Source organism: Rudaea cellulosilytica DSM 22992 (assembly GCF_000378125.1).
In the GTDB taxonomy this organism is placed as follows: Bacteria; Pseudomonadota; Gammaproteobacteria; order Xanthomonadales; family Rhodanobacteraceae; genus Rudaea; species Rudaea cellulosilytica.
Genome location: NZ_KB899242.1, coordinates 481,660 through 494,146 on the forward strand (window position 1 = coordinate 481,660; position 12,487 = coordinate 494,146).

Consider the following 12,487-nt stretch of genomic DNA (forward strand, 5'->3'; position numbering starts at 1 on the left):
GCGCGCCATCTGCTCGGGGAATGCCCTGCGCTGGCATCGTGCGCGCCGGGCCGCTAGCATGGCCGGCCTTGCCGTCCGCCCAGACCATGTCCGCCATCGATCCCGCCGATCCGTCTCCCCTGCTTGCCGCACGCGGGCTCGCGTATGCGCGCAACGAGGAGCCGATTTTCGGGCCGCTGGATTTTTCCCTCGGCGCGGGCGAGGTCGTGCTGATCGAGGGCGACAACGGCAGCGGCAAGACGACGCTGCTCAAGGTGCTGTCCGGCCTGCTCGAACCGACCGCGGGCGAAGTACTGCTCAACGGCGTACACCTGACCCTGGCGAAGCTCTCACATCAAGTGGCGTTGCTCGGCCATCTGCCCGGCATGAAATTCGAGTTGACCACGCTGCAGAACCTGCGTTTCGCTGTCGGCCTCGGCGGTATCCGCCCCGGAATCACTCCGACGATCGCGCTCGCGAGCGTCGGCCTCGCCGGTTACGAGGATCAGCCGCTGCGCCTGCTTTCCGCCGGACAGAAGAAACGCGTCGCGCTCGCGCGCCTGCTGCTCGTGCCAGCGGCACTATGGCTGCTCGACGAGCCCTATGCGAACCTCGATCGCGAAGGCATCGAGCTGGTCAATCGCCTGCTCCTGATGCACGCGCAGCGCGGCGGCGCGGCGTTGATAACTTCGCACGGCGCGTATGCCTACACTTCGGGCACACCACGCAGGATTGCGCTGCGACCGCAGGCGACGGCACAAATCACCGCCGAGGCGCGCGCATGAAGCCCGGAACGACTTCTGCCGCCTGTACCGCGCTGCTCAAGCGCGACCTCGCGTTGACCTGGCGCCGGCGCGGCGACGCACTCAACCCGTTGTTGTTCGCGATCATCGTCGTCGCGTTGTTTCCGTTCGCGCTCGGTCCCGAAGCGCAGATACTCGAGCGCATCGCTGCGGGCACGATCTTCGTCGCCGTGCTGCTCGCTTCGCTGCTCTCGCTCGACAGCCTGTTCCGCAGCGATCTCGATGACGGCTCGCTGGAACAACTCGTGCTCTCGCCGCACCCGCTCTCGCTGCTGCTCGCCTGCAAGATCGCGATCCACTGGCTGACCACCGCCGTGCCGCTGATCGCGGCCGCGCCGCTGCTCGCGATGCTGCTGCACCTGCCCGACAGCGTGTTGCCAGTACTGCTGGCGGCGCTCGCGCTGGCGACGCCGCTGCTTAGCCTGATCGGTGCGATCTGCGTCGCGCTGACCGTGGCCTTGCGCCGCTCTGGTATGCTTTTGACCCTGCTCGTGCTGCCGCTGATCGTGCCCGTGCTGATCTTCGGCGCCGGTGCGTGCAATGCGGCACAGGCGGGACTGCCCTACGCCGCACCGTTGCTGTGGCTGGCTGCATGGCTTGTGCTTGCGCTCGTGCTGGCGCCGCTGGCGACGGCGGCGGCGCTGAGAATATCGTTGACGTAGAATTTTCTCCTGCGCCAAGAAAGAAACAAGACAAACAAATGGAATGCCGGCTTGCACCGGCACGATGAAAATGTCCCCGCTCGTACTCTGGTTCCACAAGCTCGGCTCGCCACCCTATTTCTACCGCCTTGCCGGGCGCTTCCTGCCGTGGCTGTATGCGATCGCACTGGTCACGGGCGCGGTCGGGCTTTATGGCGGTCTCGTCGTAGCGCCGGCGGACTACCAGCAGGGCGATTCGTTCCGCATGATCTACGTACACGTGCCCTGCGCGTGGATGAGCCTGTTCGTCTATGCCTTCATGGCGGCGAACTCGTTCGTCGCGCTGGTGTGGCGGATCAAGCTGTCGGAAACGTTGGCGATGGCGAGCGCGCCGGTCGGCGCGGCCTTCACCTTCATCACGCTCGTCAGCGGCTCGCTGTGGGGCAAGCCGATGTGGGGCACGTGGTGGACCTGGGATGCGCGCCTGACCAGCGAGCTCGTGCTGCTGTTCCTCTACCTCGGCGTTATCGGCCTTTACCATGCGATCGAAGATGCGCGCCAGGCCGCGCGCGCCGCTGCGTTCCTCGCCTTGATCGGCGTGGTCAACCTGCCGATCGTGCATTACTCGGTGGTGTGGTGGAACACACTGCATCAGGGCCAGACCGTCAGCCTTATGGGCCAGTCGAAGATGTCCTCGAGCATGCTCTGGCCGCTGTTGACGATGGCCTTCGCCACCCACGTATACTTTTTCGCCAGCCTGCTCGCGCGCTCGCGCGCCGCGCTACTCGCGCTTGAATCAGGCAAGGAGTGGGTGCGCGGCATCGCGCAGACACAGGAGGCGCATGCCCATGGCTGAGTTCCTCCACATGGGCGGCTACGGCGCCTACGTCTGGGCTGCGTACACGGTGTTCGTCGTCGTGCTGTTCGCCGATGCGCTGATGCCGCTCTGGCAGCGCCGCAATACGCTGCGCGAAATCGACGCGCGCCTGCGTCGCGAATCGAACCGAAAATCGACGCCATGACCCCGACTCGCAAACGCCGCCTGATCGCGGTCGCCCTGATTCTGCTCGCTGTCGGCGTCGCCGCCGCGCTGACCGTCACCGCGCTGAGCCAGAACATGACCTATCTGTTCTCACCGACCGAAACCCTGGCCGGCAAGGCACCGCCGGGGGCGAGTTTCAAGCTCGGCGGTGTCGTGCTCGAAAGCTCGATCAAGCGCGATCCGAATTCGTTGAAAGTCGACTTCGTCGTCACCGACCGCTTCAAGCAGATTCCAGTCGAATACACCGGCATCCTGCCGGATCTGTTCCGCGAGGGCCAGAGCGTGATCGCTACCGGCAAGATGCAGGGCGATCGTTTCATCGCACGCGAGGTGCTGGCCAAGCACGACGAAAGCTACATGCCGAAGGAAGTCGCCGACGCGATCGCAAAAGCGAAAGCGGCGCACGCCGCGGAGACGAAGTAGTCTTCAGCCTTTAGCCGTCAGCGGAAACGGTCCGTCGCGCTTATCAGTTCGTGGGTGATGCCCGGCTCGAAGGCCGAATGGCCGGCGTCGCCGACGATGCGCAGATCCGCTTCCGGCCAGGCGCGATGCAGGTCCCACGCGCTGCGCATCGGGCAGACCACGTCATAACGGCCCTGCACGATCACCGCCGGTATCTTTTTCAACTTGTGCGCATTGTATAAAAGCTGGTCGTCGCGCTCGAAAAAGCCGCCGTGAACGAAGTAGTGGCATTCGATGCGCGCGAAGGCGAGCGCGAACTGGTCGGCACCGGTTGAATTGACGTAGTCGGCGCTCTGGGCGAGAAAGCTCGTCGAGCCTTCCCAGATCGACCAGGCCTTGGCCGCTTCGAGGCGGATCGTCTCGTCGCCTGAAGTCAGGCGGCGATAGTAGGCGCTCATCAAATCGTGGCGCTCGACCGGCGGAATCGGTTTGAGATAACCCTCCCACGCATCCGGATAGATCGCATCGCAGCCGTGCTGGTAGAACCATTCCAGCTCCCAGCGCCGCAGCATGAAAATGCCGCGCAACACCAACTCACTGACGCGCTGCGGATGCGTCTGCGCATAGGCGAGCGCGAGCGTCGAGCCCCAAGAACCGCCGAATACCTGCCAACGCTCGATGCCGAGATGCGCACGCAGCGCCTCGATGTCCTGCACGAGATGCCAGGTCGTGTTGTCGGTCAATTCCGCATGCGGCGTCGAGCGCCCGCAGCCGCGCTGGTCGAACAGCACGATGCGATAGTGTTGCGGGTCGAAGAAACGCCGCGACTTCGCGTTGCAACCTGCACCCGGCCCGCCGTGCAGGAACACCACCGGCTTGCCTTGCGGATTGCCGCATTGCTCGTAGTAGATCGTGTGCAGCGGTGACACCGCCAGCATGCCGCTTTCGTAGGGCTCGATTTCGCAAAATAGAGTACGCCGATCCTGCATCGGTATTCCTTCAGTCAAACAGTTTCCCAGGATTCATCAGGCCGTGCGGATCGAACACGCGGCGCACGCCGCGCATCAGTTCGATTTCCGCGGGGCTGCGTGTGCCGGCCAGATACGGCTTCTTGACCAAGCCGATGCCGTGCTCGGCGGAGATGCTGCCGCCATGGCGCGCGAGCACCTCGCTCAACAGCTTGGTCACGCGCTCGCACTGGGCGACGAAATCGGCGTCGGCAAGTTCGGCCGGCTTGAGCACGTTGATGTGCAGGTTGCCGTCGCCGATGTGGCCGAACCAGACCACATCGAATTGCGGGTACTCGCGCGTCAGCAGTGACGACATTTCGTCGAGGAAGTCCGGCACTGCGGAAATGCGCACCGAGATGTCGTTCTTGTACGGCTTGTACGGCGCGAGGCTCTCGGTGATGCCTTCGCGCAGCCGCCACAGCGCTGCGGCCTGGGCATCGCTCTGGCTGAGCACACCGTCGTTGACGAAACCGTCGTTGAGGCACTGCTCGAACACTTCGAGTGCCGCCTGCTGCTGCGCCTCGTCCGCGGCGTCGAATTCGGTGACGACGTAGTAAGGCGAGATCTCGTCGAAAGGCTTCTGTGCGCCGTGCGCGAGCACGTGGTGCAGGGCGCGGTCGGTGAAAAACTCGAACGCCGACAGGTTCAGGCGTTTGCGGCACGCCGCGAACACGCGCATCAGCGCGCTCATTTCGGGCACGGCGAACAGCATCACCTGCGATGCAGGCGGCGGATCGGTCAAGCGCAAGGTCGCCTCGACGACGAGGCCAAGCGTACCCTCGGCGCCGATGACGAGCTGGCGCAAGTCGTAGCCCGACGAGTTCTTGATCAAGCCACGATTCAATTCGAGCAGGTCGCCGTTCGCGGTGACGAGCTTCAGGCCGGCGATCCACTCGCGTGTGTTGCCGTAGCGGATCACGCGGATACCGCCCGCATTGGTGGAAATGTTGCCGCCGATCGAACACGAGCCGCGCGCGGCGAAGTCGACCGGATAGATCAGGCCGTACTCCGCCGCGGCCTTGTGCACGGCTTCGAGCGCAATGCCGGGCTGCACGGTCAGGGTGCGGTCGACGGGATTGAAGTCGAGCACGCGGTTCATGCGCTCGAAACTGACGACAAGTTCGCCGCTCGCCGCAACCGCGCCACCCGATAGGCCCGTGCGCCCGCCCGACGGCACGATTGCGATGCCTTGCACATTCGCCCAGCGCGCGATCGCTTGGACTTCGGCGATGGTCGCCGGCAACGCGATCGCGAGCGGAGCCGGCGTCCAGCGCCGGGTCCAGTCGCGGCCATAGTGTTCGAGATCGGCAGCGGCGGTGAGCAGCCGCAGATTCGGCTGCGCTCGGCGCAGTTCGTCCAATGCCCCCACCGTTGCCGACGCCTCGGCGCTGCTCGCGTTGCCCGTCATGACGTTTCCTGTGACTTTGCCGCATTCTAGCAAGGCCGGGACGTTGTGTCGCAGCGCAACACAGTGGGGAAATTTCTGGCATAGTTGGATGCTCCGCTCTCCCTTTCTCCCGTTGCCGCGATCCATGACCAAGACCTCGTTCCCCAAGCAAGACATCAAGGTGCTCCTGCTCGAAGGCGTCAGCCAGACCGCGCTCGACGCGTTCAAGGCAGCAGGTTATACGAACATCGAATTCCACAAGAAATCGCTATCGACGGACGAGTTGAAGAAATCGATCGCCGACGCGCACATCGTCGGCATCCGCTCGCGCACCAATCTCACCGCCGACGTGTTCGCCGAGGCGAAGAAGCTCATCACGGTGGGCTGCTTCTGCATCGGCACCAACCAGGTGGATACCGACATGGCCGAAACGCTCGGCATCCCGGTGTTCAACGCGCCGTACTCGAATACGCGCAGCGTGGCCGAACTGGTCATCGCCGAGGCGATCATGCTCGCACGCGGGATCCCGCAGAAAAACGCCGAATGCCATCGCGGCGGTTGGTCGAAATCGGCGCTCGGCAGCGTCGAGGTGCGCGGCAAGACGCTGGGCGTGATCGGCTACGGCCACATCGGTACGCAGATCGGCGTGCTTGCCGAGTCGCTCGGCATGCACGTGATCTATCACGACATCGAGGCCAAGCTCGCGCTCGGCAACGCGCGCGCGGCGCAGGGCCTCGACGACCTGTTCGCACGCGCCGACATCGTCACCCTGCACGTGCCGGAGACGCCGGCGACCAAATGGATGATCGGCGCGAAAGAGCTCGCGAAAATGAAGCCAGGCGCGCTGCTGATCAACGCCGCGCGCGGCACCGTCGTCGACATCGATGCGCTCGCTGCGGCACTCGATTCCGGCCACATCGCCGGCGCGGCGATCGATGTTTTCCCGGTCGAGCCCAAGGGCAACGATGACGAGTTCACATCTCCGTTGCGTGGCAGGGATAATGTCATCCTGACCCCGCACGTCGGCGGTTCGACGCTCGAGGCGCAGGACAACATCGGCATCGAGGTCGCAGCCAAACTCGTGCGCTACAGCGACAACGGCTCCACCCTCTCCGCGGTGAATTTCCCCGAGGTTTCGCTGCCCGGGCATCCGAACAGCCAGCGCCTGCTGCACATCCATCGCAACACGCCGGGCATCCTCTCGCGCATCAACGAGGTGTTCTCGCGCGAGAACATCAATATCGATGCACAGTACCTACAGACCGATCCCAAGGTCGGCTACGTCGTCATCGACGTGTCGACCACGGCCGAAAGCGCGAACAAGCTGCGCGACGCACTCGCGGCCATCCCCGGAACGCTGCGTACGCGCGTGCTGTACTGATTCTGTCCATCGGGATTGGAAAACTGCGCTGTTCGTCTCGGTGGCGGCGCGGGATTTGGGATAAATTCGGCTATAGATCGAGGATGGATCATGCGTCGAGCGCGAAGGGTCTTGTGCAAGGTTGTCTGCTGCGCGCTACTGCCGGGATTGGCCTTCGGCGGCGCGACAGTCGCCGGAAACGCATCGCCTCCTCGTCTGCCTATTTCGCCGCGTCCGCGGCCATCATCGCCGCCGCTCCCGGTTGCGCCGAGCGCGCCCGAAGCGTCTCGTTTTCTTGCACAGGCAACGTTCGGACCGACCGATGCCGACATAAGCCATCTGCAAGCTGTTGGCTATCAGGTCTGGCTCGGCGAGCAGTTCAACGCCGCGCCCACGCGCCGAATGGACTACCGCAACTGGGTCGAAAACACGTTGCACGAAGAGTTCACTACCGACGACATGCTCGAAGCGTGGTGGCTCGGTGCGCTTGGCGGACCGGACCCAGCCGACCCGAGCGTGATCCGCCGCGACCAGTTGCGCCAGCGCGTCGCCTTCGCGCTGTCGGAAATCTTCGTCGTCTCGACCCGGACCACCCTGATCGACCAGTTCCCGAACGGCCAGGCGTACTACTACGACGTGCTCGTCAACGACGCGTTCGCCAATTATCGCCAACTGCTCGAAGACGTGACCCTGAGCCCGGCGATGGGTGTTTACCTCAACATGCTGAGCAACCAGCGCGCCGACTCGACCAAGAACATCCATCCGGACGAGAACTACGCGCGCGAGGTCAACCAGTTGTTCAGCGTCGGCCTCGTCCTGCTCAATCAAGATGGCACGGCGCAGCTCGTCAACGGCCAACCGGTGCCAACCTACACGCAGGATACGGTCAAGGCTTTCGCCCACGTCTTCACGGGCTGGAACTGGTCCGACTGCGTGCCGGCCAACCACAACGACTTCAGCGACTGCGCCGTCGATTGGAGCACCGGCGCGAACATGCAGCAGCCGATGGCCGCATTCGCCGCGTACCACGACAACGGCACGCGCGCACCGGACGATCTGTCGAACAAGCAGTTGCTCAGCTATGCCGGCGCGGCCAACGGTGGCCTCCTCGTCGACGGCGGCACGCCACAGAACGACCTCAAGTTCGCCCTCGACAACATCTTCAACCATCCGAATGTCGGACCGTTCATCGGTCGACAGCTGATCCAGCGCCTGGTCACGAGCAATCCTTCGCCTGCCTACGTGCGGCGCATCGCCGCGGTGTTCAACAACAACGGCTTGGGCGTGCGCGGCGACCTCAAGTCAGTGGTCGCCGCGATCCTGCTCGACGACGAGGCGCGCAACGGTGCGGGGAAATACCCGGACACCTTCGGCAAGCTGCGCGAGCCGCTGCTGCGCCTCTCTCACATCTGGCGCGCGATGGGCGCGCAGCATCGTTGCGGCAACGACACGGTCAGGCAGTCCGGCAGCAGTTCGTACACCCAGCACTACGCCAACCGTCCGTATCGCTACGCGGGCTGGTATTCGGTCTGGGGAACCAACTATCTGTTCAACCAGCAGCCGCTCTACGCCAGCTCGGTGTTCAACTTTTTCCGGCCGGGATTCATCCCGCCCGGCGAAATGACGACGAAGCAGTTGTATGGGCCGGAATTCCAGATCACGACCGATTCGCAGATCGCCGAAGTTACCAACGATGTGCTGCCGCGCGCGATGTGGCTCGACATCCACGACACCTGCGACAGCACCGACGACTACGGCGACGTCGCGATCGACCACCAGCGTGACCTCGCGCTGGCCGGCAGCGGCCAGGGCGGCCCCGCCGATCCCGCTGACCGCCTCGTCGACGCCTACAACATCCGCTTCATGGGCGGGCAGATGTCCGCGTACATGCGCACGACGCTGATCAACTATCTCAACCGCATCGATCACTACTGGGACAACAACGGCACCCAGGACTGGCGCATCGCGCGCATCCAGCGCGCGCTGTACCTGATCTTCACCTCACCCGAATATGCGATTCAAAAGTGAGAGTGCGCGCATGAATTTCGACCGCCGCAAATTCCTCGGCCATACCGCGCGTGCGGCGCTCGGTGCCAGCATCTACTCCGCGTTCGGCAGCCTGCAACTCGTGCGCGCCGCGGCGCAGGCAAACTACAGTTTCAGCGACTACAAGGCGCTGGTCTGCGTCTTCCTTTACGGCGGCAACGACGCCTTCAACATGATCGTGCCGACCGACGCCACGCGCTACGCACAATACAAGGCGGTGCGGCCGACGATCGCGCTGGCTCAGAACGCTCTACTCGCGCTCAACGCGCCTGGTTCGGGCGCAGGCTCGCCGGGCGACGGCGGCAATTACGGATTCCATTCCGCCATGCCCGAACTGCAGGCGCTGTTCAACCAAGCGAACAGCCCGGTCGGGGTTGTCGCCAACGTCGGCACACTGGTGCGACCGGTGACCAAGGCCCAATACCAGGGAGGCAGCGTCGCCCTGCCGCCGCAATTGTTCTCGCACGCCGATCAGCAGGCCTACTGGCAATCCTCGCCGCCTTCGAACGCGCCGAGCACGGGCTGGGGTGGGCGCATCTGCGACCTGCTTGCGAGCGCCAATACCTCATCGCTGCCGATGCTCAATTCACTCGCGGGGGAAGATGCATTCATTCGCGGCAATACCGGCAATAACTACATCATGAATCCCGACAGCGCGGCGACGATCGACGCGCCCGACTCGTGGGACGATAACGCAAACAACCTGCAGGCCGCATTCGACGCACTGCGCGCGTCTGGCACACAGGCCAATACGCTCGAGCGCACCTACGCCGCGCAGATGAACCACTCGATCAACACGGCCGCACAGATCAACTCGGCAATCAACGCCACCGGCATGCCGGCATTCGAATCCTTCTTCCCGAACATCAGCGGCGGCGATCTCGACCGCCAGTTGTGCACCGTGGCCAAGCTGATCTGGGCCGCGAACAACAACATCGCCGGCTATACCGGGCAGAAACGGCAGGTGTTCTTCGTTTCGACCGGTGGCTTCGACACGCACGACAACGAGTTGTCGGTGCAATCGGGATTGTTCGCGTTGCTGTCGAAGTCGCTCGCGGGTTTCTACAAGGCGCTTAACAGTGCAGGGCTTGCATCGACCGCGACCGCGTTTACCGCCTCGGATTTCGGGCGCACGCTGTCGTGCAATGAAGACGGCACCGACCACGGCTGGGCCTCGCACCATCTCGTCGTCGGCGGCGCTGTCAAGGGCGGCAAGTTCTACGGCGACAACCTCGCTGGCAGCGGCACCGCGGCAATGCCAAGCCTGGCACTGTCCGCCGGCAATCCCAACGACGCCGGCTACGGTCAGATCATCCCGACGACATCGGTCGATCAATATTCCGCAACGCTCGCCAGCTGGTTTGGCCTGGGTGCGAGCGATCTTGCCCTGCTATTTCCCAACCTCGCTAATTTCAATGTCGGCAACCTCGGCTTTGTCTGAGGGTTAAGGAAACAGGCCGCCAGGCGCTGAAATCCTTCTGCTCGACATCGCCGGAGGAAGCGGGACTCAAGATTTCCTCGCCTTGTTGCGATCAGGAAACTTGCCTGCTCCTTTTCAACGAGGGCCACAGATACCGGCGCCAAAGCGTGCAGGCAACGACGATATAGAGCGCGCATATCGGCAACACGCGCGTCGAACGCATCCATGCGAACTCGCCGATCGTGATCTTTTCGCCGAAGAGAAAATACAACGATGGAAGCGAGATGACGGCACCGCAGACGACGAGCCAGCGCGCGTTCCCCTCGTCCATTCCATGATCGAGCAAAACGATGCCGAGCAGTAGCACGGGAATGACCGCCGTGTATTGGTATTCCCACACCGTGTTGTAGCTGAGGAAGAACGTCAGAAGCAGCAGCACGGTGGCCCACATGGCCGCTCTCATCCGAGCCGTCTCGTCGCGTACCAACGGCACGCAGAACGAGGCCAGCAATGCGGCGAGCAACGGAAGCTTGTACAGCATTGCGGGCAGCTGGACGCCGGCGAGACCGTTGAGGAAAGCCGAGAGCGAGAAAATCTGGATGTGGTCCCAGTAGAAATCCGATTGGGCAACGAGATTGAGCCAATGAATCGCGTTGTCTTTCATCTCCGCGGTCAGCACGAAATGATTGTTGTACACGTTCATGTGTCCGCGCACGTAAGCGGGATCGAAGAACAGCGCGATCTCACGCTGCAGCCCGACCGATGCGGGATTCAACCACGGCACCAGCACGCATAAGAGCGAAACGAGAACGTAGACGGCGATGACGAGCGCGGTTGTCTTGCGTGTTTGCCTGACCAGCAAAAGCATCGGCAGTGCAAACAGCAGAATCGGCTTGGAAAACAGGCTGATCAACAAGCCGGCTGCGAGCTCGCGCCGCCCGCCCCGCACTCCCCTCGACAAGTCGAACAGACCGACCACCGTGAGCGCCAGCGCCAGCACCAGCCAGCCATGCATGTTGCCGCTCGAAAGAAGATCGAGTGCGGGAAATCCGAACACCGAGAAGAAAATGCAGGCGGACTTGCCCAGTTCAGAGCTCGCACGGCGCGAAAACATCCAACCAACGCAGCCCAGGATCACAACCGTGGCAACAGACCAGAGCCAAAGGCTCAACTCCAGCCGGAAAAACGCGAACCACGGTGCGACGAGCAGCACGAAAACCGGGTGACCGAGGTACCAGGTCACGGGCGGTCCACCGAACTGGACACCGGCAAAGGTGTCGAACATGCTCTGCCCGGCGAGCAAATTCAGGAACCCGCGCGGAATGCACCAGTAGTCGATGCCGTGTGCCGAACTGCCGCCCCAGAAGAACGTTCCGAGCAGCCATTGCGGTTGCAGGAGAAGAACGGCGACCCAGAAACCGGTCAGGTAGCCAAGGAGTTTGCAAAGCGAATTCCGAGATACCGCGAAGCTGCGGCTCGTCTGCCGCGCTACGGCAACCGTCGCTTGTTCCGACATGGAGGCGCCCCCGCGCTGCATGCGTGAACGCAATGCGTTCACGTCGGCAATTGTCGTTCAATCCATATTGGTCGGGGCGGCGGGATTCGAACCCACGACCCCCTGCCCCCCAGGCAGATGCGCTACCAGGCTGCGCTACGCCCCGACCGTGATGAAAGCGAATTGTAGCAAAGGAAACTGAAAAGTGCGGCCGCGGATGGCCGCTTCTTGATCTTCGCGAGCACGCAGGATCGCGAGAATTCAGTGCTTGAGGATATACAGCACTTCTTCCAGTTCCATGCGCACCTGGCGCACGATCTGGTTGGAAATGCTGGTTTCCACTCGCGCCTGCTGGCCTTCGAGGCGCTGCCGCGCGCCGGTGATGGTGAAGCCCTGGTCGTAGAGCAGCGCGCGGATCTGACGGATCATCAGCACATCGTGGCGCTGGTAGTAGCGGCGATTGCCGCGGCGCTTGACCGGCTTGAGGTTCGAGAATTCCTGTTCCCAATAACGCAGCACATGCGGCTTGACCGCGCACAGCTCGCTCACTTCACCAATCGTGAAGTAGCGCTTGGCCGGGATGACCGGCAGCTCGTTGTTACTGCCTTGATCCAGCATAAGACTCTACCTTGAGCTTGAGCTTCTGTCCGGGCCTGAACGTTACCACGCGCCGCGCGGAAATCGGAATCTCCTCGCCGGTCTTCGGGTTGCGTCCGGGCCGCTGGTTCTTCTTGCGCAAGTCGAAGTTGCCGAAACCGGAGAGCTTGACCTGCTCCCCACGTTCGAGCGCTTCGCGCACGACATCGAAGAACGCGTCGACGAATTCCTTCGCCTCGCGCTTGTTCAGACCGACATCCGTGAACAGACGTTCGGCCATTTCCGCTTTGGTGAGTGCCGTCATC

The 12,487-nt window shown here is 63.1% G+C and carries 13 protein-coding genes and 1 tRNA gene; 8 read left to right on the forward strand and 6 right to left on the reverse strand.

What is annotated here, in order from left to right; translation table 11 throughout:
- Positions 1 to 86 precede the first annotated feature (86 nt).
- From ccmA to ccmE, 5 genes are all read left to right on the forward strand, one after another.
- The gene (ccmA, locus tag F455_RS0111890) at positions 87 to 764 is read left to right on the forward strand and encodes a heme ABC exporter ATP-binding protein CcmA (protein ID WP_020684081.1); all 678 of its coding nucleotides are present in this window, start codon (positions 87 to 89) and stop codon (positions 762 to 764) included.
- Positions 761 to 1,444 (forward strand): heme exporter protein CcmB, encoded by a 684-nt coding sequence (ccmB, locus tag F455_RS0111895; RefSeq protein ID WP_018973517.1) that lies wholly within the window; start codon positions 761 to 763, stop codon positions 1,442 to 1,444. The genes ccmA and ccmB overlap by 4 nt, the downstream gene beginning before the upstream one ends.
- Positions 1,445 to 1,514: 70 nt before the next feature.
- Complete coding sequence (locus tag F455_RS0111900) at positions 1,515 to 2,279, forward strand: heme ABC transporter permease (protein WP_026293318.1); 765 nt, start codon at positions 1,515 to 1,517, stop codon at positions 2,277 to 2,279.
- A complete protein-coding gene (ccmD, locus tag F455_RS0111905; protein WP_018973519.1) occupies positions 2,272 to 2,445 on the forward strand; it encodes a heme exporter protein CcmD in 174 nt (57 codons plus the stop codon). The genes F455_RS0111900 and ccmD overlap by 8 nt, the downstream gene beginning before the upstream one ends.
- Complete coding sequence (ccmE, locus tag F455_RS0111910; RefSeq protein ID WP_018973520.1) at positions 2,442 to 2,888, forward strand: cytochrome c maturation protein CcmE; 447 nt, start codon at positions 2,442 to 2,444, stop codon at positions 2,886 to 2,888. The genes ccmD and ccmE overlap by 4 nt, the downstream gene beginning before the upstream one ends.
- Before the next feature lie 17 nt (positions 2,889 to 2,905).
- Here ccmE and pip read toward each other — a convergent pair whose 3' ends face one another.
- Together pip and F455_RS0111920 are read right to left on the reverse strand one after the other, a co-directional pair.
- Positions 2,906 to 3,856 carry a prolyl aminopeptidase gene (gene pip / locus F455_RS0111915; protein WP_018973521.1) on the reverse strand — a complete coding sequence of 317 codons (951 nt, stop codon included), beginning with the start codon at positions 3,854 to 3,856 and terminating at the stop codon, positions 2,906 to 2,908.
- 10 nt (positions 3,857 to 3,866) lie between these two features.
- Entirely contained in the window at positions 3,867 to 5,285 is a 1,419-nt protein-coding gene (locus F455_RS0111920) for an FAD-binding oxidoreductase (protein ID WP_018973522.1), read from the reverse strand.
- An 88-nt stretch (positions 5,286 to 5,373) separates the two neighbouring features.
- On the opposite strand from F455_RS0111920, the gene serA reads away from it, so the two are divergent.
- The 3 genes from serA (at position 5,374) to F455_RS0111935 (ending at position 10,111) form a co-directional block, all read left to right on the forward strand.
- A complete protein-coding gene (serA, locus tag F455_RS0111925; RefSeq protein WP_425413741.1) occupies positions 5,374 to 6,645 on the forward strand; it encodes a phosphoglycerate dehydrogenase in 1,272 nt (423 codons plus the stop codon).
- Positions 6,646 to 6,735: 90 nt separating this feature from the next.
- Positions 6,736 to 8,652, forward strand: a complete 1,917-nt coding sequence (locus F455_RS20690; protein WP_083918929.1) for a DUF1800 domain-containing protein — start codon at positions 6,736 to 6,738, stop codon at positions 8,650 to 8,652.
- 10 nt (positions 8,653 to 8,662) lie between these two features.
- Positions 8,663 to 10,111 (forward strand): DUF1501 domain-containing protein, encoded by a 1,449-nt coding sequence (locus F455_RS0111935; protein WP_018973525.1) that lies wholly within the window; start codon positions 8,663 to 8,665, stop codon positions 10,109 to 10,111.
- A 91-nt stretch (positions 10,112 to 10,202) separates the two neighbouring features.
- Here F455_RS0111935 and F455_RS0111940 read toward each other — a convergent pair whose 3' ends face one another.
- From F455_RS0111940 to F455_RS0111955, 4 genes are all read right to left on the reverse strand, one after another.
- Positions 10,203 to 11,606 carry a hypothetical protein gene (locus tag F455_RS0111940; protein ID WP_018973526.1) on the reverse strand — a complete coding sequence of 468 codons (1,404 nt, stop codon included), beginning with the start codon at positions 11,604 to 11,606 and terminating at the stop codon, positions 10,203 to 10,205.
- 68 nt (positions 11,607 to 11,674) lie between these two features.
- Positions 11,675 to 11,751 (reverse strand) — tRNA-Pro (locus F455_RS0111945).
- A gap of 95 nt (positions 11,752 to 11,846) precedes the next feature.
- On the reverse strand, positions 11,847 to 12,203 hold the full coding sequence (locus F455_RS0111950) for a MerR family transcriptional regulator (RefSeq protein ID WP_018973527.1): 357 nt from the start codon (positions 12,201 to 12,203) through the stop codon (positions 11,847 to 11,849).
- On the reverse strand, positions 12,184 to 12,486 hold the full coding sequence (locus tag F455_RS0111955) for an integration host factor subunit alpha (RefSeq protein ID WP_018973528.1): 303 nt from the start codon (positions 12,484 to 12,486) through the stop codon (positions 12,184 to 12,186). Before F455_RS0111955 ends, F455_RS0111950 begins: the two co-directional genes overlap by 20 nt.
- Between the last annotated feature and the right edge of the window lies 1 nt (position 12,487).